The organism is Streptomyces sp. NPDC001717, assembly GCF_042892775.1.
In the GTDB taxonomy this organism is placed as follows: Bacteria; Actinomycetota; Actinomycetes; order Streptomycetales; family Streptomycetaceae; genus Streptomyces.
Map to the genome: position 1 here is coordinate 310,077 of NZ_JBIAUK010000004.1, position 19,919 is coordinate 329,995.

A 19,919-nucleotide genomic window follows, 5' to 3' on the forward strand; every position below is an offset into this window, starting at 1 on the left:
AGGCGAGGGGTCGCACATGCCGCTGCTGGAACCGAAGCGGGGGGCCATGCGCCCGCGCAGCATCAGCGGCCCCTCCACCGACCGGGTGCCCGAGCACCGGGCGGGCGGCACCCCGGAACCGCTGCGCACCGAGCTGATCGAGCTGCTGGGCGCCGAGAAGGTGCTGTGGAAGGTCTCGGACCTGGTCCGCTACGCCTCGGACGCCTCCCCGTACCGGTTCGTGCCCCGGGTCGTGGTGATCGCCGAGGACATCGACGACGTCTCCGCGGTGCTCTCGTACGCCCACGGCCGGCAACGCGACGTGGTCTTCCGCGCCGCCGGGACCTCGCTCAACGGTCAGGCCCAGGGCGAGGACATCCTCGTGGACGTACGCCGCCACTGGGCCGGGATCGAGGTGCTGGACGAGGGCCGGCGGGCCCGGATCCGGCCCGGTACGACGGTCGTGCGGGCCAATGTCGCCCTCGCCCGGCACGGCCGGATCCTCGGCCCCGACCCGGCGAGCGCCATGGCGTGCACCCTCGGCGGGGTCGTCGCGAACAACTCGTCCGGCATGACGGCGGGCACCACGCGGAACGCGTACCGCACGCTGTCCTCCCTGACCCTCGTCCTGCCCGGCGGCACCGTGGTGGACACGGCCGACCCGCTGGCCGACGAGGAACTGGCGCGCGCGGAACCGGCCCTGTGCCGGGGCCTGATGGAGATCAAGAAGGAGATCGAGGCGGACGCCGCCCTCGTCTCCCGGATCCGCGCCAAGTACGAGATCAAGAACACCACCGGCTACCGCCTGGACGCGTACCTCGACGGCAACACCCCCGTGGAGATCCTGCGCGGTCTGATGGTCGGGTCGGAGGGCACCCTGGGGTTCATCTCCGAGGTCGTCTTCGACACCCTCCCGCTCGACCGCGAACTCTGCTCCGCCCTGCTGTTCTTCCCCTCGCTGCCCGCGGCGGCGGCCGCCGTGCCGCTCTTCAACGAGGCGGGCGCCATCGCCGTCGAGCTGATGGACGGCAACACCCTGCGCGCCTCGGTCAGCGTCGACGGCGTGCCCGCCGACTGGGCGGACCTGCCGAAGGACACCACCGCCCTGCTCGTGGAGTTCCGCGCACCCGACGAGGAGGGCCTGGCCGTCTGCGAGCGGCGCGCGGCCGAGGTCCTGGCCGGGCTCGACCTGGTGGCCCCGGCGGCTTCGGTCACCAACGCCTTCACCCGGGACGCGCACACCGTGGGCGGCTACTGGAAGGCCCGCAAGGCATTCGTCACCGCCGTCGGCGGGGCTCGTGCCTCCGGCACCACCCTGATCACCGAGGACTTCGCGGTGCCGCCGTCCCGGCTCGCCGAGGCCTGCGAGGCACTGCTGGAACTCCAGGCGGAGCACGGTTTCGACGCCGCCGTCGCCGGTCACGCCGCCCACGGCAACCTCCACTTCCTGCTCGCCTTCGACGCCTCCGATCCGACCGACGTCGAGCGGTACGCGGCGTTCATGGACGCCTTCTGCCGGCTCACCGTGGAGCGGTTCGACGGCTCACTGAAGGCCGAGCACTCCACGGGGCGCAACATGGCGCCCTTCCTGGAACTGGAGTGGGGTCCCCGGGCCACCGAGCTGATGTGGCGCACCAAGCGGCTCGTCGACCCGGACGGGGTGCTCGCCCCGCGCATCCTCCTCGACCGCGATCCGGGGGCCCATCTGCGCGGCCTGAAGACCATCCCCGGGGTGGAGGCGGTCGCCGACCCGTGCATCGAGTGCGGGTTCTGCGAACCGACCTGCCCCAGCGGGGACCTGACGACCACTCCCCGTCAGCGGATCGTGCTGCGCCGCGAGATGGCGCGCCAACAGCCGGGCTCGCCCGTGCTGGACGGGCTGCTGGGCTCCTACGGCCACGACGCCGTGGACACCTGCGCCGGGGACTCCACCTGCGCCCTCGCCTGCCCGGTCGGCATCGACACCGGCGCGCTCATGAGGGACTTCCGCCACCGCCGGCACGGCCCGCGCGAGGAGGCCGCGGCGGCGCTCGCGGCCCGGCGCTTCAAGTCCGTCGAGGCCGCCGCCCGGATGGCCGTGGCCGCCGCGGACAAGATCACCGACTTGGTCGGGAACGGGCCCCTCACGGCGCTGACGGGGGCCGCGCGCAAGACCGTACGCCCGGACCTGGTGCCGCAGTGGCTGCCGCAGGTCCCCGGGGCCGCCGCCCGCGAGCTGCCCCCTACCCGGCGGGTGGGCGCCCACGCGGTGTACTACCCGGCCTGCGTCAACCGGATCTTCGCAGGACCGGAGGGCCGACCGGGGCCCTCGCTGCCGGAGGCGGTGGTGGCGGTCTCGGAGCGGGCCGGGAAGCCGGTGTGGATCCCCGGTGACGTGCACGGCACCTGCTGCGCGACCATCTGGCACTCCAAGGGCTACGAAGAGGGCAACCGGGTGATGGCCAACCGGATCGTGGAGGCGGCCTGGGGCTGGACGGCCGGGGGCCGATTGCCGCTGGTCGTCGACGCCTCCTCCTGCACCCTGGGCCTCACGCACGAGGTGGTGCCGTACCTGACGGATTTCAACCGGGCGCTCCACGCCGAGCTGCGGATCGTCGACTCGATCGTGTGGGCGGCGGACGAGTTGCTGCCCCACCTGGAGATCCTGCGCACGGTGGGCTCGGCGGTGCTGCACCCCACCTGCTCGATGCGGCACCTGGGGGACGAGGCGCAACTGCGGGCGGTGGCCGGTGCGTGCGCGGACGAGGTGGTGGTCCCGGACGACGCGGGCTGCTGCGCCTTCGCGGGCGATCGGGGCATGCTGCACCCGGAGCTGACGGCCTCGGCGACGGCGCGCGAGGCCGCCGAGGTGACGGCTCGGGAGTTCGACGCGCACCTGTCGGCGAACCGGATGTGCGAGGTGGGCATGGACCGGGCGACCGGCCGTCACTACCACTCGGCCCTGCTCGAACTGGAGCGCGCGACCCGGCCCTGAGCGCCGGTGTGCGCGACCCGTCTGACCAGGTGCCATGTGGCCGCTCATCTCCGCAAACCTCTTCGTGGGGGGACGCTGTCCACGAAAAATCGATTGCCCGGCGCGGATCCGGAAGGCGAACCTTGCACGGCTTCGAACCTTCGACCAGCCATGGGGCGTCATGCAGATCAGCGATCTTCCGTATCCGGATCCAGGGGTACCCGACGCTCGCTCCGGCCCCCGATTCCTGCTGTGGCTGGGCCGCGGTCAGCTGGGCGGCCAGCTCAAGAGCCTGGCCTGGGGAATGCTGCACTTCTCGGGGATCGCCGGGCTGCCGTACGCGGTGGGCCTGGGCGTCGACGCGGTCGTGCGACGCGATTCGTCGCGGCTGCTGCTCGTCGGTGGACTCCTCGTCCTGATCGGCGTCGCCATCGCGCTGGGCGACGCCATGCTCCACCGGACGGCCGTCACCAACTGGATCACCGCCGCGGCCCGCGTCCAGCAGCTGCTCGCGCGCAAGACCGCCGAGCTCGGCTCCGCCCTGACCCGGCGGGTCGCGGCGGGCGAGGTCGTCGCGGTCTCCACCGGCGACGTGGAGAAGATCGGTTGGTTCGTCGAGGCGGTGTCCCGCTTCCTCGCGGCCGTGTTCTCGGTCGTCCTCGTCTGTACCGGCCTGCTGTTCTACGCACCCGAGCTGGGCGTGGTCGTCGCGATCGGCGTGCCGCTGGTCGCCCTGGCCGCGCTCCCGTTGCTGCCGCGCGCCACTCAACGCGCCGACGTCCAGCGGGAGAAGGCGGGCAAGGCCACCGAGCTGGCCTCGGACACGGTCGCGGGGCTGCGCGTCCTGCGCGGAATCGGCGGTGAGGAGCTGTTCCTCGGCCGTTACCGCGAGGCCTCGCAGGAGGTCCGCAAGGCCGCCGTGCGCAGTGCCCGGACATGGGCCCTGATCTCCGCGATCCAGGTGCTGTTGCCGGGGGCGCTGCTGATCACGGTGGTCTGGTACGGCTCCACGCTCGTCCTGGACGGCCGCATCGCGCTCGGTGAACTCGTCGCGGCGTTCAGCGCGGTGGCGACGATGCTGTATCCATTGCGGCACGTAGAAGAAATCACCATGGCCTACTCCTTCTCGCGTCCCTCCGCCAAGCGGGCCGCCCGGGTGCTCTCGCTGACCCGGCACGACGCCGTCGAGGGCTCCTCGGGCGTCGCGACGCCGGAGCCGCCCGCCGCGGGCGGGGACCTGTACGACCCGCAGACCGGGCTGCTGGCCCCCGCGGGCCGGTTCACGGCCGTGGTGTGCGGGGACCCGGACCTGGCGGGCCGGCTCGCGGAACGCCTCGGCGGACACGCGCCGGCCGGGGAGGCCGAACCGGCCGGCGGGCCCTCGGCGCTCCTGGGCGGGGTCGCGCTGGACGAACTCGCGCTGGACGACGCGCGCCGGCTGGTGCTCGTGCAGGACAAGGATCCGGTGCTGCTGTCCGGGACGCTGCGCGACCTGTTCGACGTGCCGGCCTCCGGTGCGGTGGATTCGGGCGACGCGCTGGCCGCCGCCCAGTGCGCGGACGTCCTGGACGCGCTGCTGCAGTCGGCGCCGGACGGGACCCGGGACCCGATGGACGCGCGGATCACCGAGCGCGGCCGGTCGCTGTCCGGTGGGCAGCGCCAGCGCCTCGCGCTGGCGCGGTCCCTGGTGACCGACCCGGAGGTGCTGGTGCTCGACGAGCCGACCTCGGCGGTGGACTCGCACACCGAGGCTCGGATCGCGGACGGGATCGCCGCCCTGCGCGACGGGCGGACCACGGTGGTGCTGGCCTCCTCCCCGCTGCTGCTCGACCGCGCGGACCGGGTGGTCCTGATCGACGGGGGAACGGTGGCGGCGACCGGCACCCATCGCGAACTGCTCGGCACCGAACCCCGCTACCGGGCGGTCGTCACCCGCGAGACCGAGGAGGAGCAGCGGCTCTCCGGGCTCCACCTGCCGGATCTGGAAGAAGCACTCACCGAAATCGAGGAATCAGCATGATCGGCGTGGCGCCGCCGGAGTACGATCCGGCGGCCCCCGAGACGGCCGCGACCCTGCCCGTGGGCACGCCGGCGACCGTACGGGGTTATGTGCGCGGCCTGTTCCGGCGCCACCGGGGGGCCTTCCTGGCGCTCGTGGGCGTCAACGCGGCCGCGGTGACCGCCTCCATGGTCGGCCCGTACCTGCTGGGCCGGGTCGTGGACGACCTGGCGGCGGGGGCGCGGGAGCTGCATCTGGGGCGCGTGGCGCTGCTGTTCGCGCTGGCGCTCGCCGTCCAGACGTTCTTCGTACGGCTGGTGCGGCTGCGCGGGGCGATGCTCGGCGAGGAGATGCTGGCGGATCTGCGCGAGGACTTCCTGGTGCGGTCGGTCGGGCTGCCGCCGGGCGTCCTGGAGCGGGCCGGCACCGGTGACCTGCTGTCGCGGATCACCACCGACATCGACCGGCTGGCCAACGCGATGCGCGAGGCCGTACCGCAGCTGGCCATCGGTGTGGTGTGGGTGTCGTTGCTGTTCGGGGCGCTCGCGGTGACCGCGCCGCCGCTGGCACTGGCCGCTCTGGTGGCGCTGCCCGTGCTGGTGGTCGGCTGCCGCTGGTACTTCCGGCGGGCCCCTTCGGCGTACCGCTCCGAGGCGGCCGGATACGCGGCGGTGGCGGCGGCGCTGACGGAGACCGTGGACGCCGGCCGTACGGTCGAGGCGCACCGCCTCGGGCCCGCGAGGATCGCGCGGTCGGAGCGGCGGATCTCCCAGTGGGTCGCGTGGGAGCGGTACACGCTGTTCCTGCGGACGGTCCTGTTCCCCGTCGTGAACGTCACGTTCGTGACGATCCTCGGCTCGGTGCTGATGATCGGCGGCTACTGCGTGTTCCAGGGCTGGATGTCGGTGGGACAGCTGACCACGGGGGCGCTGCTGGCGCAGATGATGGTCGACCCGATCGGTCTGATCCTGCGCTGGTACGACGAGCTCCAGGTCGCGCAGGTCTCGCTGGGCCGCCTGGTGGGCGTGCGGGAGATCGAGCCGGACGCGGGCGACGCCGGCGTCTCCCCGGAAGGTCGTGCCGTCCGGGCGGACGAGGTCCGCTTCGGCTACCGGGAGGGCGTGGACGTCCTGCACCAGGTGTCGATGGCCGTGCCGCCGGGCACCCGGATGGCGCTCGTCGGGCCCTCGGGCGCCGGCAAGTCCACGCTGGGCCGACTGCTGGCGGGCATCTACGCGCCGCGGACCGGCGAGGTCACGCTCGGCGGTGCGCGGCTGGCGGGCATGCCCGCGGAGCGGGTGCGCGAGCACGTGGCGCTGGTCAACCAGGAGCACCACGTGTTCGTCGGCTCGCTGCGCGACAACCTGCGCCTCGCGCGGACGGGTGCCGGGGACGCCGAGCTGTGGGCGGCGCTGGGGGCGGTGGACGCCGACGGCTGGGCGCGCGCCCTGGAGTCCGGTCTGGACACCGAGGTCGGCTCTGGCGGTACGGCGCTGACCCCGGCTCAGGCGCAGCAGATCGCGCTGGCGCGGCTGGTGTTGGCGGACCCGCACACGCTGGTGCTGGACGAGGCCACCTCGCTGCTGGATCCGCGGGCCGCACGGCACCTGGAGCGGTCGCTGGCACGGGTGCTGGACGGTCGTACGGTCATCGCCATCGCCCACCGGCTGCACACGGCGCACGACGCGGACGTGATCGCGGTGGTGGAGGCGGGGCGGATCAGCGAACTCGGCTCGCACGACGAGCTGGTCGCGGCCGACGGCGCGTACGCGGCGCTGTGGCGGTCCTGGCACGGCTGACCGCGAAGAGAGGTTGAAGAGGGAGGTGGGGAGGGGGATTTCGGGACGTACCCGCTCCTCGCCACTCTCAACTTATAGCGCAGTGGGGGGCTTGCGGCAAGGCCCCGATCATGACGCAGAATCAGCGGCCCAGACCAGATCCTGCGGAATTCGGGGGAACCACCCAGTGCGAGCTTCGACCTCGGCCACCAGCACGTTCGACCTTCCCGATCGCCTCTCCCCCAAGGCCGACCCGTCGCTGATCGACGGCGACGAGCGGCACTTCGCGGCCATCGCCGAGAGCCTGGAGCAGTCGGTGTCCGAGGTGTCCGAGCGCCTCGACGCGGCGCGCAGGGCTCCCGGTGGCATCGGCCGGGAGGCGATGGACCGCGACACGGAGATCCACCGGCTGACCGGCCGCCTGCGCACGCTGCGCCGGTTCGGCCTGGACCTGTGCCTCGGACGCATCGTCGGCGAGGACGGCGACGAGCCCGTCTACATCGGCCGGCTCGGCCTCACCGACAGCACGGGGCGCCGGCTGCTCCTCGACTGGCGCTCCCCGGCGGCCGAGCCGTTCTTCGCCGCGACCCACGCCAGTCCGATGGGGCTCGCGAGCCGCCGCAGGTACCGCTGGACCCGAGGCCGGATCACCGACTACTGGGACGAGGTGTTCACCGCCGACGGGCTCGAAGGGCACGCCGCGCTCGACGACCAGTCCGCGTTCATCGCCAGTCTGGGCGGCAAGCGCTCGTCCCGGATGCGCGACGTGCTCGGCACCATCCAGGCCGACCAGGACGCCATCATCCGGGCGGGGTCCCGCGGCGCCCTCGTCGTCGACGGCGGCCCGGGCACCGGCAAGACCGTCGTGGCCCTGCACCGCACCGCCCACCTCCTCTACTCCGACCCCCGCCTGGGGCACCGTCGGGGCGGCGTGCTGTTCGTCGGTCCGCACCGGCCCTATCTGGACTACGTCGCCGACGTGCTGCCCAGTCTCGGCGAGGAGGGCGTCCAGACCTGCCTGGTGCGGGACCTCGTCGACGAGGGGGCCGGGGCGACGGTCGAGAGCGACCCGGAGGTGGCCCGGCTGAAGTCGTCCGCGGACATGGTGCGGGCGATCGAGCCGGCCGTGGCCCTCTACGAGGAGCCGCCCGCCAAGGGGATGACCGTGGAGACCCACTGGGCGGACGTCTGGCTGAGCCCCGAAGACTGGGCCGCGGCGTTCGACGCGCCGGAGCCGGGCACCCCGCACAACGAGGCGCGCGACGTGATCTTCGAGGAGCTGGTCGCGATCCTGCTGGACAAGCACGACGACGAGGACGTCTCGCCGCAGCTCTTCCGCAGGTCCCTGCGGCAGAACCGGGAGCTGGTCACCGCCCTGAACAACGCGTGGCCGATGCTGGAGGCGGACGACCTCGTCGGAGACCTGTGGTCCGTCCCCGCCTACCTGCGCAAGTGCGCTCCCTGGCTCGGCCCCGACGAGGTCGCGAAGCTCCGGCGCGCCGACCCCCGGGCGTGGACGGTGTCCGATCTTCCGCTGCTGGACGCGGCGCGGCAGCGGCTGGGCGACCCGGAGGCGTCGAAGCGCAGGCGTCGCCAGGAAGCGGCTGTCGCCGCCGAACGCGCGCGGATGGCCGATGTCATCGACCGGGTCCTCGAAGCCGACGCCGACGGCGAGGGCGCGGTGACGATGCTGCGCGGCAAGGACCTGCAGGACAGCCTGATCGACGAGACCGCGCTGCCCGGCGTCGACCGGGACCTGCTCGCCGGCCCGTTCGCGCACATCGTCGTGGACGAGGCCCAGGAACTGACGGACGCGGAGTGGCAGATGCTGCTGCTGCGCTGCCCGTCGCGGAGCTTCACCATCGTCGGCGACCGAGCGCAGGCCAGGCACGGTTTCACGGACTCGTGGCGGGAGCGGCTGGAGCGGGTCGGGTTCGACCGGATCGAGACGGCTTCCCTGAGCGTCAACTACCGAACGCCGGAAGAGGTCATGGCGGAGGCGGAGCCGGTCATCCGGGCCGTGCTGCCGGACGCCAACGTGCCGACCTCCGTCCGCAGCAGTGACGTCCCCGTCCGGCGCGGACCCGCCTCGGAGCTCGACTCGGTCCTCGACACCTGGCTCGCCGCGAACGCGGACGGCGTCGCGTGCGTCATCGGCGCCCCCTGGTTCCGGGGGACGTCCCGCGTCCGGTCACTGACCCCGAGCCTGTCGAAGGGCCTCGAGTTCGACCTGGTGGTCCTCGTCGATCCGGAGGACTTCGGCGAGGGCGTCGAAGGGGCGGTCGACCGCTACGTCGCGATGACCCGGGCGACCCGGGAGCTCGTGGTCCTCACGAGCTCCTGACACCGGACGGTCGGCCTCCGTCGTCGTGAGCGGCGACGGAGGACGGCCGGACCGCGGTCCTCAGATGAACCCGAGGGCGGAGGCGCCGCCGAATCCGCCCAGCAGGACGAACACGGGCATCAGGACCTTCAGCTCGACCCAGCTGCCGGCGCGGAAGCGCAGCGCCTTCGGCGGGCCCAGCGCGTACCAGCGCTTGCCGGCGATCGGGATGGGCCACAGGACCGGGCAGCCGGAGACGGTCAGCGCATCGCCGATGTCGTGGACCAGGGCGCCGAGCACGATCGGCAGGCCGAGCCAGAGGTACTCCTGGCCGGGGCCGGTGAACAGCCAGTTCGCGCCGTTGCCGGGCTGGTCGAGGATCCCGGCCAGGATCCAGGCGCTGGTGGCGCCGAGCAGCCAGACCAGGACGTCGCTGGAGACCCGGGCGGCCCGCCACAGCAGGCCTTCGACCGCCAGGACCAGGTGGACGAAGAGGATCGCGAGCACGCCCCAGCGGTCGGCGGTGACGGCGAGGGCGGAGGCGCCGCCGCCTATCAGGACGGCCCAGAGCCAGGTGTGCGTCAGGGTGCGGTGGCCGCCGGAGCGGCGGGCGTCCTTCTTGGAGCGGGTGGACTTGTAGACGGCGTAGGAGATCTTGTCGACCACCTCGCACAGGCCCCGGGACAGCGGCCCGAAGGCGCGCGAGATCGTCGCCGACTTGTGGTCGAGGTCGGGGGCGAGGGCCGCGCCGGCGCAGATCAGTGCGCCGACGACGAGGACGGGCCACGGCATCGGGTGCCCGGCGGCCGCCGTCGCGGCGCCCACCCCCAGCCAGGCCGCTGCCCCGGACAGTGAGTGCGCCGGACCCATCATGGTCGTTTCCCGCCCCGGTGGTGTGGTGTTCGGGCCCTGTCGACTGGTTCGTTCGGGCCGCATCGACGGCACAGCGTACCGTCGGTGATCTTCGTTCCGTCCGCCGGTTCCCTCATCCGGGGGGAAGCCAGGCAAGATGGGGGGTGTGACCCTCATTGATCAGCTCCCGCCGAACGCCGACCCCGACGCCCTCTTCGAGGCTTTCTCCTCGTGGGCCGAGGACCAGGGCATCACCCTGTACCCGGCTCAGGAGGAGGCGCTGATCGAGGTCGTCTCCGGGGCCAACGTGATCCTTTCCACCCCGACCGGCTCCGGCAAGAGCCTCGTCGCCGCCGGCGCGCACTTCACGGCCCTGGCCCAGGACAAGGTCACCTTCTACACCGCGCCGATCAAGGCGCTGGTGTCGGAGAAGTTCTTCGACCTGTGCAAGCTCTTCGGCACCGAGAACGTCGGCATGCTCACCGGCGACGCCTCCGTGAACGCGGACGCCCCGGTGATCTGCTGCACCGCCGAGGTGCTGGCCTCCATCGCCCTGCGCGACGGCAAGTACGCCGACATCGGCCAGGTCGTGATGGACGAGTTCCATTTCTATGCCGAGCCGGACCGCGGCTGGGCCTGGCAGATCCCGCTGCTGGAGCTGCCGCAGGCGCAGTTCGTCCTGATGTCGGCGACCCTCGGCGACGTGAAGCGCTTCGAGGACGAACTGACCCGGCGCACCGGCCGGCCCACCTCGGTGGTCCGCTCCGCGACCCGGCCCGTCCCGCTGTCGTACGAGTACGTCACCACGCCGATCACCGACACGATCACCGAGCTGCTGGAGACCCGGCAGGCCCCCGTCTACATCGTGCACTTCACCCAGGCCCAGGCGGTCGAGCGGGCGCAGTCGCTCATGAGCATCAACATGTGCACCCGCGAGGAGAAGGACAAGATCCAGGATCTGATCGGCAACTTCCGCTTCACCACCAAGTTCGGCCAGAACCTCTCCCGCTACGTCCGGCACGGCATCGGTGTGCACCACGCCGGCATGCTGCCCAAGTACCGGCGTCTGGTGGAGAAGCTGGCGCAGGCCGGCCTGCTGAAGGTGATCTGCGGTACCGACACCCTCGGCGTCGGCGTCAACGTCCCGATCCGCACGGTGTTGTTCACGGCACTCACCAAGTACGACGGCAACCGGGTCCGCACGCTGCGCGCCCGCGAGTTCCACCAGATCGCAGGCCGCGCGGGACGGGCCGGCTTCGACACGGCCGGCTATGTGGTCGCGCAGGCGCCCGAGCACGTCATCGAGAACGAGAAGGCGCTCGCGAAGGCGGGCGACGACCCGAAGAAGCGCCGCAAGGTGGTCCGCAAGAAGGCGCCGGAGGGCTTCGTCGCCTGGTCGGACACCACCTTCGAGAAGCTGATCGCGGCCGACCCGGAGCCGCTGACCTCGCGCTTCAAGGTCACCAACATCATGCTCCTGTCGGTCATCGCCCGGCCGGGCGACGCCTTCCAGGCGATGCGCCACCTCCTGGAGGACAACCACGAGCCGCGCAAGGCCCAGCTGCGGCACATCCGCCGGGCCATCGCGATCTACCGCTCGCTGCTGGACGGCGGTGTGGTCGAGAAGCTCGACACCCCGGACGCGGAGGGCCGGACGATCCGGCTGACCGTCGACCTCCAGCAGGACTTCGCGCTGAACCAGCCGCTGTCCACCTTCGCGCTGGCCGCCTTCGACCTGCTGGACCAGGAGTCCCCCTCCTACGCCCTGGACATGGTGTCGGTCGTGGAGTCGACGCTGGACGACCCGCGTCAGATCCTGGCCGCCCAGCAGAACAAGGAACGCGGCATGGCCGTGGGCGCGATGAAGGCCGACGGGATCGAGTACGAGGAGCGGATGGAGCGGCTCCAGGAGGTCACCTATCCCAAGCCGCTCGAAGAGCTGCTGGTCCACGCCTACGACGTGTACTCCAAGAGCCACCCGTGGGTGCGCGACCACCCTGTCTCCCCGAAGTCGATCATCCGTGACATGTACGAACGCGCGATGACGTTCACGGAGTTCACCTCCTACTACGAGCTGGCCCGTACCGAGGGCATCGTGCTGCGCTACCTGGCGAGCGCGTTCAAGGCGCTGGACCACACCATCCCGGACGACCTCAAGTCCGAGGACCTCCAGGACCTGATCGAGTGGCTCGGCGAGCTGGTGCGCCAGGTCGACTCCAGCCTGCTGGACGAGTGGGAGCAGTTGGCGAACCCGGAGGTGGAGACGGCGGAGGAGGCCCAGGAGAAGGCCGACCAGGTCAAGCCGGTCACTTCCAACGCGCGCGCCTTCCGCGTCCTGGTCCGCAACGCCATGTTCCGCCGGGTGGAGCTGGCCGCCCTGGACCACGTCAACGTGCTGGGCGAACTGGACTCCGACTCCGGTTGGGACGCCGACGCCTGGGCCGACGCCATGGACGGGTACTGGGACGAGTACGACGACCTGGGCACCGGTCCCGACGCGCGCGGCCCGAAGCTGCTGCAGATCGAGGAGGACCCGGCGCACGGCCTGTGGCGCGTCCGGCAGACCTTCGCCGACCCCAACGGCGACCATGGCTGGGGCATCAGCGCCGAGGTCGACCTCGCGGCTTCCGACGAGGAGGGCCGGGCCGTCATCCGGGTCACCTCGGTGGGCGAGCTCGGCGCACTCTGACCCTCGCCCGCGTCCTTCAGTCCCCGCCGACGACCGTGGAGATCCCCTGATGACGAACCCCGCCGAGAGACTGGTCGACCTGCTCGATCTGGAGCAGATCGAGGTCAACATCTTCCGCGGCGCCAGCCCCCAGGAGTCGCTCCAGCGCGTCTTCGGCGGGCAGGTCGCCGGCCAGGCTCTGGTGGCCGCGGGCCGCACCGTCGAAGCCGGACGGCCCGTCCACTCGCTGCACTCGTACTTCCTGCGCCCGGGGATCCCCGGGGTGCCGATCGTGTACCAGGTGGAGCGGGTGCGCGACGGGCGGTCCTTCACCACCCGTCGGGTCACCGCGGTCCAGCAGGGCAAGACGATCTTCAATCTCACCGCCTCCTTCCATCACCCGGAGGAGGGCGGCATCGAGCACCAGCTCACTCCTCACCACTACCCCCATCCGGACACGCTCCCGAAGGTCGCGGACGAGATCCGTGAGCACCTCGGGGAGCTGCCGGAGGCTCTGGAGCGGATGGCCCGCCGCCAGCCCTTCGACATCCGGTACGTCAACCGGCTCCGCTGGACCCCCGACGAGCTCAAGGGAGCCGATCCCCGCAGCGCGGTGTGGATGCGCGCGGTCGGCCCGCTGGGCGACGACCCGCTCGTGCACACCTGCGCCCTCACCTACGCCAGTGACATGACCCTCCTCGACGCCGTGCGCATCCCGGTGGAACCGTTGTGGGGGATGCGCGGGTTCGACATGGCGAGCCTGGACCACGCCATGTGGTTCCACCGGCCGTTCCGTACGGACGAGTGGTTCCTGTACGACCAGGAGTCGCCCATCGCGCACGGCGGCCGGGGCCTGGCCCGCGGCCGCATCTACGACCTGGAGGGCAGGCTGCTGGTCTCCGTGGTCCAGGAAGGCCTCTTCCGCCCGTATCCCGCCCCGAGTCCCTCCCCGAAGAACTGAGCACACGCATGCCCACCCCGGCCCTCCCCTGCCCCTGCGGGCTGCCCGCCGCCTACCCGGACTGCTGTGGCCGCTTCCACTCCGGTGCGCAGCAGGCCCCCACCGCCGAGCGGCTGATGCGCTCCCGCTTCAGCGCCTTCGCGGTCGGTGACACCGCCTACCTGCTGCGCTCCTGGCACAGCTCGACCCGCCCGTCCGACCTGGATCTGGATCCCGGTCAGCGCTGGGAGCGACTGGAGATCCTGGCGACCGAGCGCGGCGGCATGTTCGAGACGGAGGGCTCGGTGGAGTTCCGTGCCCACTACCGCGAGGGCCGGCACACCGGCTCACTGCACGAGCACAGTGCCTTCACCCGCGAGGAGGGGGCCTGGGTCTACGTCGGCCCCCTCTCCCCCGTCGCGTTCGACTGATCGCGCGCCCCGGCGAGGGCGAAGTCCAGGCTGGTGCGGTACCAGTGGATCTCCTCCGGCTGATCCGCCTTCAGCAGCGCCGACGCCACCGCCGCGGCCGCCGGGACCTGCGGGTGCCCGTAGGGCGGTGGCGGGGCGAGGGCGGCCAGGACGAGCCGCTCCGCCCCTTCGGGCACGGCCGCCCGCAACTCGCCCTCCGGGAGCACGGCGGCCAGGACCGCGGCGCGCTCCCACGGGCCGGTCGTCCGTCTCAGCAGCAGCCCGACGTGCCGCCCGCGCCACGTGCGCGGACGCAGGTCCGCCTTGGCCTCCATCAGCTCACGGTCGCCCGGTGGTGCGCTCCCGCGCAGCATGACCGGCTCCCGGGCCGCGAACTCCTTCAGCTCCGCGGCCAGATAGAGCCACACGACGGCCCGGTAGCGGTTGACCCGGTAGCCGACGGGGATGAGGTGCCCACAGCGCGCGAGCCGGGTGAACCGGCTCGGGCCGACGCCCAACGCCCGCGCCGCGGCCGCGGCTCCTGCCACCGTCTCGACGCGCTCCCGCAGCGCCTGCGCCCCGCCGGCGTCCGGCGGGCACTCCGCGGACCTGACACGGTCCAGTTCGGCCCGCGCGAAGCGCGCGGCGCCGCCGCGCGCCGGCGGCCCGGCGCGCACGATCCCCAGTTGTACGGCCCTGGCGAACTCGGTGCGATTCAGCCCCAGTTCACCTGCGGCCCGCGCACTCCCCACCAGTCCGTCCCCGGCCGCCACCACGGTCTCCATCTGCATCATCGCGGTCTCCCCCCACGAGCAGCGATCACTCTGTGTGAAGACCGTAACTCAGCGCGACGGCATCCCGCCCGGCCTGTGGACAACCCGGCGGAACGAGACGGAGCGGACGGGGCGGGACGGCACGACGCGGCGGGCTCAGCCGCCGGTGATCCGCCGCTCCGCGACCCCCAGGTGCTCTCCCACCCGGTTGACCAGCAGCGTCATCTCGTAGGCGACCTGGCCGATGTCGGCCTCGGCCGCGCTCAGCACGCACAGGCAGCTGCCCGCCCCGGCCGCCATCACGAAGAGGACGCCCTCGTCGTACTCGACCATCGTCTGGCGGACCTCACCGGCCCGGAAGTGCCGTCCGGATCCCTTCGCCAGGCTCTGCAGCCCGGCCGCCACGGCGGCCAGGTGTTCCCCGTCCTCCCGCGCCAGCCCGGCGCTCGCGCCCGTGACCAGGCCGTCGTTGGACAGCACCACCGCATGCCGTACCTGCTGGACCCGTCGCGTCAGGTCGTCCAACAGCCAGTCGAGCTGCTTGTCCAGTGCCATTCCCAGCCCCTCCCCGTCGACGCGGCCGACATGGCCGCGCCCCACCCCGCATGGTCGTCCCGCAAGCCTTCCCCACCAGCGCCTTTCCGGCAAGGAGGATGTGCTCATGGCGAAGAAGATGACTCAAGAGGAATGGCGCGCGTTCGTCAGCCACTCCACTCGCACCGGCAAGCTCTCCACCGTCCGCGAAGACGGAAGTCCGCACGTCGCGCCCATCTGGTTCGTACTCGACGGCGACTCCTTCGTCTTCAACACCGGCAAGGACACGGTCAAGGGGCGCAACCTCGCCCGTGACGGCCGGGTCGCGCTCTGCGTGGACGACGACCGCCCTCCGTTCTCCTACGTCGTGCTCCAGGGCCGAGCGGAGATCAGCGAGTACGACGACGACCCGGATTCCATGCTCACCTGGGCCACCAGGATCGGCGCGCGCTACATGGGCGAGGAACGCGCCGCCGCCTTCGGGCGCCGAAACGCCGTCCCGAGCGAGCTCCTCGTCCGCGTCCCGATCGACAAGGTGATCGCCACGGCCGGCGTCGCCGACTGAGACGGGTTCCCCCGCAGGCCCGCGGACCGACCGGTTCACACCGAACCGGCCTGCGGCCCCACCGAGTCCAGCAGCCGGGCGGTGTGCACCCGCCCGGCGTACTCGACCAGCCTGATCAGCACTTCCTTACCCGAGTCCTTGTCCCGCGCGTCGCAGAGCACGACCGGAGTGCCCTGTTCCAGATCGAGCGCCCGGGACACCTCGTGCGCCCCGTAACGCCGGGCGTCCGTGAAGCAGTTGACCGCGACCACGAAGGGGATGCGCCGGTGCTCGAAGTAGTCCACCGCCGGGAAGCAGTCCTCCAACCGCCGCGTGTCGGCGAGCACCACCGCGCCGAGCGCGCCCAGCGACAACTCGTCCCACAGGAACCAGAACCGGTCCTGGCCCGGCGTGCCGAACAGGTACAGCGACAGCCCCGAGCGGATGGTGATCCGGCCGAAGTCCATGGCCACGGTCGTGGTCGTCTTCTGGTCCACTCCGCCCGTGTCGTCGACCAGTTCACCCGCCTCGCTCAGCAGTTCCTCCGTCCGCAGCGGCCGGATCTCGCTCACCGCGCCCACCAGCGTGGTCTTGCCGACCCCGAAGCCGCCCGCGACGAGTATCTTCAGCGCGAGCGCTGCCAGTTCGGGGTCCTCCCCCGGATCCACGTCCGCGGCCGAGCCCGCTCCCGGCAGCCCGTTGTCGTGTTGTCCCATCACAGCGCTCGCAATCCCTCGATGACTTCACGCAGAATCCGCTCGTCCGGCAGTTGCGCGGGCGGTACCGGCCTGCTGACCTTGACGTGGCCGCCCTCCAGCAGGTCTCCCAGCAACACCCGCACCACGCCCACCGGCAGGTCGGCGTCGGCCGCGAGTTCCGCGACCGACTGGGTCTCGGACCGGCAGAGCCCGAGGAGCGCCCGGTGTTCGGGACCGAGCAGCGACTCGGCCACCCCATCGGCGCCCGCACCGCCCTCGGGGTCGATGACGACCAGGGCGATCAGGTCGAAGCGGACCCCGTGGGGCCCCGGCTTCGTACGCCCACCGGTCATGGCGTACGGGCGGACGAGCGGGCCCGCGTCGGCGTCGTACCACTGGCCGTTCATGTACCGGACCGCCGCCCTCAGCCGGCGGCCGGCGGACGCGCCGCGAACCGCGGCGGGGTGTAAAGGTGCTCGCCGACCCGCTTCACCAAGCGGGCCATCTCGTACGCGATGAGCCCGATGTCGGCGCCGGCGCCGCTGAGCACCGCCAGACAGGAGCCGTCGCCCGCGGCCGCCACGAAGAGGAACCCCTGGTCCATCTCGACCATCGTCTGGCGCACGCCCCCGGCGTGGAAGTGCCGGCCCGCGCCCTTGGCCAGGCTGTGGAACCCGGAGGCGACGGCGGCCAGGTGCTCCGCGTCCTCCCGGCTCAGGGCGCTGGAGGCGCCCACGGCCAGCCCGTCGTTGGAGAGGACGACGGCGTGCCGGACCTCGCGGACCCGGACCACCAGGTCGTCCAGCAGCCAGTCCAGTTCGCCGGACCTGCGGCCGCCGTCGAAGCCGATCCGCTGATGTTCGATCATCACACTTCTCCTTCGCTGCCTGCGTGGGGGGAGTCGTCCTGGGTGCCGCGGACCCAGCCGGCCCGGTAGGCCGCCATCCGGTCCCGGGCCTGCTCCGGGCTGCGGCCCGGCACGTCCTCGGCGAGGCGCGCTCCGGCCGGGACCTTGGGGGCGGCCTCGCGCAGCTGCGGGACGAGGCTGGCCTGGCGCACGCGGCGCGGGAGTTCCGTGACCGAAGCCGAGGCCGGAGTCGAAGCGGGTGCCGGTGCGGGTGCCGGTGCGGGTGCGGCCGACTGGGTACGGGTGACGGCGCTCCCGCCGGCGCGCGGCCGCAGCGGGGCCACCGCGGCCGGCGCCGGGCCCGGCTCCCGCGGTTCGGGGGTCCGTTCCGGGGCCGGGATGCCGCGCGCCTCCTCCCGTACGACGGTCATGGCGGGCGGCTGCTCCGCACCGGCGACCGCCTTCGGCCGGGGGGCCGGTGCCGCGGCGGGGGTTTCGTTCCGGGACCGGCTCCGGGCCTGGGAGGCCGGGGGCTCCGGGGCGGCTGCCGGGTCGGACTCCGGGGTGCCGGCCGTGATCGCGCCCTGGAGCATCGAGTTCGGCAGGAGGACCACGGCGGTGGTGCCACCGTACGGTGACGTGCGCAGGTGCACCTTCACACCGTGGCGCGCCGAGAGGCGGCTGACGACGAACAGGCCGAGCCGGTCGCTGTCGAAGAGGTCGAGTGCCTCGGACTGCTCGATCCGCCGGTTGGCCTCGCTCAGGGATTCACGTCCCATGCCGAGCCCGCGGTCCTCGACCTCCAGGACGTACCCCGCCCCGACGGGCTCGCCGCTGACCCGGACCTTGGTGTGGGGAGGGGAGAACTGGGCGGCGTTCTCGATGAGTTCGGCGAGCAGGTGGGTGAGGTCGGCGACGGCGCCACCGACGACGGCGGCCTCGGCGAACTGGCGGACCTCGATGCGCGGGTAGTCCTCGATCTCGGATACGGCGGCCCGGACGACGTTCGTGAGGGGGACCGGAAGCCTCCAGGCCCGACCCGGGGCGGCACCCGACAGGATGATCAGACTCTCCGCGTGGCGCCGCATCCGGGTGGTGAGGTGGTCGAGCCGGAAGAGGTCGCCCAGTTCGCTCGGATCGTCGGCGCGGCGTTCCATGGAGTCGAGCAGGGTGAGCTGCTTGTGCACGAGGACCTGGCTGCGGCGCGCGAGGTTGACGAAGACCCCGGAGACGCTGCCGGCGAGCTCCGCGCGTTCGACGGCGGCGCTGAGCGCGGCCCGGTGGACGGTGGCCAGGGCTTCACCGACCTGGGTGATCTCGTCGTCGGCCGGTGGTCCGGCCGGGGTCTCGGCCATGACGTCGATCTCCTCCCCGGCGCGCAGCCGTTCCATGGCCTCGGGGAGCTTGCGGCGGGCGATCTCCAGAGCGGTGTTGCGCAGCGAGACGAGCTCCACGACCAGGGCGCGGCCGATGCGTACGGAGATGACGAGGGAGGCCGCGACGGCGCCCAGGCCCAGGACCACCGCGGCGCCGGCCGGGCCGAGCGCGCCTTCGGTGAACGGGTCGGCGCGGTCGGCGGCGGCGGTGTGCGCGGCCTCTTCGATCTCCCTCATCGAACCGCCGACGCCGGCCTGGGCGGCTTCCCAGCCCGCGGGCACGGTGCGGCTGTCACGGGTGGTTCCGGCGGCCAGGGCCCGGTCCTCGGCGGCGGTGAGGTCGGCGTAGACGGCGCTCTTGGTGACGGACTGCCAGGCGGCCCGCTGTTCGCCCGGGAGGTCCTCGGACGCGGCGGCGGTGAGGGTGCGGCGGGATTCGACGGCGCCGGTCAGACGGCGAAGCGCTTCGGCGGTGCGCGGGCCCGGCAGGGCGAGCAGCGCGTCCTCGCGGGCGAGCATTTCCCCGCCGCGGGTGAATTCGAGCAGGACGCGGGCGTCGGGGCCGAGTTCGGCGTCCGGTCCGCCGGTCAGGGCGCCGCCCACGGCGAGGGCGGCGTCGACCACGCCGGTGTACGTCTCGTAGGCCCCTTCGGGGGTGGCCCTGCGGGCTGCGATGTCCTTGCGGGCCGCTCCCAGCGCCTCGGCGGCGGCCACGAACGCACCCAGCCGGTTCGCGATGTCGGCGCGGTAGCCGCCGGAGTCGGCGACGGTGTGCCGGTCGCCGAGGCGCAGCCGCCGGACGGCGGCCTCGGTGCGCCTGACCTGCGGGTCCAGGGCGGAGCCCGGGTCGGCTGCGGGGTCGGCGAGGAGCCTGACCGCGGCGCGCCGTTCGGCCTGGAGCTCGGTGACGGCGGCCGCGACGGGGGTGCGTATCTCGGTGTCGACCCGGTGGGCGAGGCTCAGCCGGGCCATGTCCTGGGCGGTGCTGACGGTGGCGAAGCCCCAGAGCGCGAGGAGCGAGACGACGGGGACCATCAGCAGGCAGACGATCTTCGCGCGGACGGTGGCGGGCCGCAGCCCGTTGCGGGCCGCGCGCGGGGTGGCGGGGAGGATTCGGTGGGTCTCCCGCTCCGCCGGTTCCTCGGCGGGCGGCCCGGCGTGGGCCCGGCGGCCGCGGGCCGGGGGCGAGGGCGGGCGCTGCGCCACTGCTTCCGGGTGTCTGCGGGGTCTGCGCATGGGCTCCTC

General features: G+C 72.7%; 15 protein-coding genes. 8 read left to right on the top strand and 7 right to left on the bottom strand.

What is annotated here, in order from left to right; all coding sequences use genetic code 11:
- Positions 1 to 16: 16 nt before the first annotated feature.
- The 4 genes from ACFYZL_RS11010 to helR all read left to right on the top strand — a co-directional run bounded on the left by ACFYZL_RS11010 (position 17) and on the right by helR (position 9,053).
- A complete protein-coding gene (locus ACFYZL_RS11010; protein ID WP_388678071.1) occupies positions 17 to 2,953 on the top strand; it encodes an FAD-binding and (Fe-S)-binding domain-containing protein in 2,937 nt (978 codons plus the stop codon).
- A 160-nt stretch (positions 2,954 to 3,113) separates the two neighbouring features.
- The gene (locus tag ACFYZL_RS11015) at positions 3,114 to 4,952 is read left to right on the top strand and encodes an ABC transporter transmembrane domain-containing protein (RefSeq protein WP_384744865.1); all 1,839 of its coding nucleotides are present in this window, start codon (positions 3,114 to 3,116) and stop codon (positions 4,950 to 4,952) included.
- Positions 4,949 to 6,730, top strand: a complete 1,782-nt coding sequence (locus ACFYZL_RS11020) for an ABC transporter ATP-binding protein (protein WP_388678075.1) — start codon at positions 4,949 to 4,951, stop codon at positions 6,728 to 6,730. The genes ACFYZL_RS11015 and ACFYZL_RS11020 overlap by 4 nt, the downstream gene beginning before the upstream one ends.
- Positions 6,731 to 6,896: 166 nt before the next feature.
- Positions 6,897 to 9,053 carry an RNA polymerase recycling motor ATPase HelR gene (gene helR, locus ACFYZL_RS11025; protein ID WP_388678078.1) on the top strand — a complete coding sequence of 719 codons (2,157 nt, stop codon included), beginning with the start codon at positions 6,897 to 6,899 and terminating at the stop codon, positions 9,051 to 9,053.
- Positions 9,054 to 9,113: 60 nt separating this feature from the next.
- On the opposite strand, the gene ACFYZL_RS11030 is transcribed toward helR, so the two are convergent.
- Positions 9,114 to 9,905 (bottom strand): metal-dependent hydrolase, encoded by a 792-nt coding sequence (locus ACFYZL_RS11030; protein WP_384744860.1) that lies wholly within the window; start codon positions 9,903 to 9,905, stop codon positions 9,114 to 9,116.
- Between the two features lie 145 nt (positions 9,906 to 10,050).
- Between ACFYZL_RS11030 and ACFYZL_RS11035 the strand changes: the two genes are divergently transcribed.
- From ACFYZL_RS11035 to ACFYZL_RS11045, 3 genes are read left to right on the top strand one after another with little or no spacing between them, the layout of a single operon-like run.
- Positions 10,051 to 12,573 carry a DEAD/DEAH box helicase gene (locus ACFYZL_RS11035; protein ID WP_388678082.1) on the top strand — a complete coding sequence of 841 codons (2,523 nt, stop codon included), beginning with the start codon at positions 10,051 to 10,053 and terminating at the stop codon, positions 12,571 to 12,573.
- 49 nt (positions 12,574 to 12,622) lie between these two features.
- Positions 12,623 to 13,513, top strand: a complete 891-nt coding sequence (locus ACFYZL_RS11040) for an acyl-CoA thioesterase (protein WP_388678085.1) — start codon at positions 12,623 to 12,625, stop codon at positions 13,511 to 13,513.
- Positions 13,514 to 13,521: 8 nt separating this feature from the next.
- Positions 13,522 to 13,923: a YchJ family protein gene (locus ACFYZL_RS11045; RefSeq protein ID WP_384584228.1), complete on the top strand. Its 402-nt coding sequence runs from the start codon at positions 13,522 to 13,524 to the stop codon at positions 13,921 to 13,923.
- Here the strand turns inward: ACFYZL_RS11045 and ACFYZL_RS11050 are convergent.
- Positions 13,887 to 14,696 (bottom strand): DUF6397 family protein, encoded by an 810-nt coding sequence (locus ACFYZL_RS11050; protein ID WP_388678089.1) that lies wholly within the window; start codon positions 14,694 to 14,696, stop codon positions 13,887 to 13,889. The genes ACFYZL_RS11045 and ACFYZL_RS11050 overlap by 37 nt on opposite strands.
- A 135-nt stretch (positions 14,697 to 14,831) precedes the next feature.
- Positions 14,832 to 15,230 carry a roadblock/LC7 domain-containing protein gene (locus ACFYZL_RS11055; protein WP_384584221.1) on the bottom strand — a complete coding sequence of 133 codons (399 nt, stop codon included), beginning with the start codon at positions 15,228 to 15,230 and terminating at the stop codon, positions 14,832 to 14,834.
- Between the two features lie 106 nt (positions 15,231 to 15,336).
- Here ACFYZL_RS11055 and ACFYZL_RS11060 point away from each other — a divergent pair, with 106 nt between their 5' ends.
- Positions 15,337 to 15,774: a PPOX class F420-dependent oxidoreductase gene (locus ACFYZL_RS11060; RefSeq protein WP_384744854.1), complete on the top strand. Its 438-nt coding sequence runs from the start codon at positions 15,337 to 15,339 to the stop codon at positions 15,772 to 15,774.
- Positions 15,775 to 15,809: 35 nt separating this feature from the next.
- Here ACFYZL_RS11060 and ACFYZL_RS11065 read toward each other — a convergent pair whose 3' ends face one another.
- From ACFYZL_RS11065 to ACFYZL_RS11080, 4 genes are read right to left on the bottom strand one after another with little or no spacing between them, the layout of a single operon-like run.
- Positions 15,810 to 16,469 (bottom strand): ATP/GTP-binding protein, encoded by a 660-nt coding sequence (locus ACFYZL_RS11065; protein ID WP_384744852.1) that lies wholly within the window; start codon positions 16,467 to 16,469, stop codon positions 15,810 to 15,812.
- The gene (locus tag ACFYZL_RS11070; protein ID WP_384744850.1) at positions 16,469 to 16,858 is read right to left on the bottom strand and encodes a DUF742 domain-containing protein; all 390 of its coding nucleotides are present in this window, start codon (positions 16,856 to 16,858) and stop codon (positions 16,469 to 16,471) included. The genes ACFYZL_RS11065 and ACFYZL_RS11070 overlap by 1 nt, the downstream gene beginning before the upstream one ends.
- A gap of 17 nt (positions 16,859 to 16,875) precedes the next feature.
- On the bottom strand, positions 16,876 to 17,319 hold the full coding sequence (locus tag ACFYZL_RS11075) for a roadblock/LC7 domain-containing protein (protein WP_384584208.1): 444 nt from the start codon (positions 17,317 to 17,319) through the stop codon (positions 16,876 to 16,878).
- The gene (locus ACFYZL_RS11080; protein WP_388678094.1) at positions 17,319 to 19,910 is read right to left on the bottom strand and encodes a nitrate- and nitrite sensing domain-containing protein; all 2,592 of its coding nucleotides are present in this window, start codon (positions 19,908 to 19,910) and stop codon (positions 17,319 to 17,321) included. The genes ACFYZL_RS11075 and ACFYZL_RS11080 overlap by 1 nt, the downstream gene beginning before the upstream one ends.
- Positions 19,911 to 19,919: the final 9 nt, after the last annotated feature.

Bases quoted from the DNA above. Each gene is read 5' to 3' on its own strand.
- ACFYZL_RS11010 (WP_388678071.1), top strand. From the start codon at position 17: ATGCCGCTGCTGGAACCGAAGCGGGGGGCCATGCGCCCGCGCAGCATC.
- ACFYZL_RS11015 (WP_384744865.1), top strand. From the start codon at position 3,114: ATGCAGATCAGCGATCTTCCGTATCCGGATCCAGGGGTACCCGACGCT.
- ACFYZL_RS11020 (WP_388678075.1), top strand. From the start codon at position 4,949: ATGATCGGCGTGGCGCCGCCGGAGTACGATCCGGCGGCCCCCGAGACG.
- ACFYZL_RS11030 (WP_384744860.1), bottom strand. From the start codon at position 9,905: ATGATGGGTCCGGCGCACTCACTGTCCGGGGCAGCGGCCTGGCTGGGG.
- ACFYZL_RS11040 (WP_388678085.1), top strand. From the start codon at position 12,623: ATGACGAACCCCGCCGAGAGACTGGTCGACCTGCTCGATCTGGAGCAG.
- ACFYZL_RS11045 (WP_384584228.1), top strand. From the start codon at position 13,522: ATGCCCACCCCGGCCCTCCCCTGCCCCTGCGGGCTGCCCGCCGCCTAC.
- ACFYZL_RS11050 (WP_388678089.1), bottom strand. From the start codon at position 14,696: ATGATGCAGATGGAGACCGTGGTGGCGGCCGGGGACGGACTGGTGGGG.
- ACFYZL_RS11055 (WP_384584221.1), bottom strand. From the start codon at position 15,230: ATGGCACTGGACAAGCAGCTCGACTGGCTGTTGGACGACCTGACGCGA.
- ACFYZL_RS11060 (WP_384744854.1), top strand. From the start codon at position 15,337: ATGGCGAAGAAGATGACTCAAGAGGAATGGCGCGCGTTCGTCAGCCAC.
- ACFYZL_RS11065 (WP_384744852.1), bottom strand. From the start codon at position 16,469: ATGGGACAACACGACAACGGGCTGCCGGGAGCGGGCTCGGCCGCGGAC.
- ACFYZL_RS11070 (WP_384744850.1), bottom strand. From the start codon at position 16,858: ATGAACGGCCAGTGGTACGACGCCGACGCGGGCCCGCTCGTCCGCCCG.
- ACFYZL_RS11075 (WP_384584208.1), bottom strand. From the start codon at position 17,319: ATGATCGAACATCAGCGGATCGGCTTCGACGGCGGCCGCAGGTCCGGC.
- ACFYZL_RS11080 (WP_388678094.1), bottom strand. From the start codon at position 19,910: ATGCGCAGACCCCGCAGACACCCGGAAGCAGTGGCGCAGCGCCCGCCC.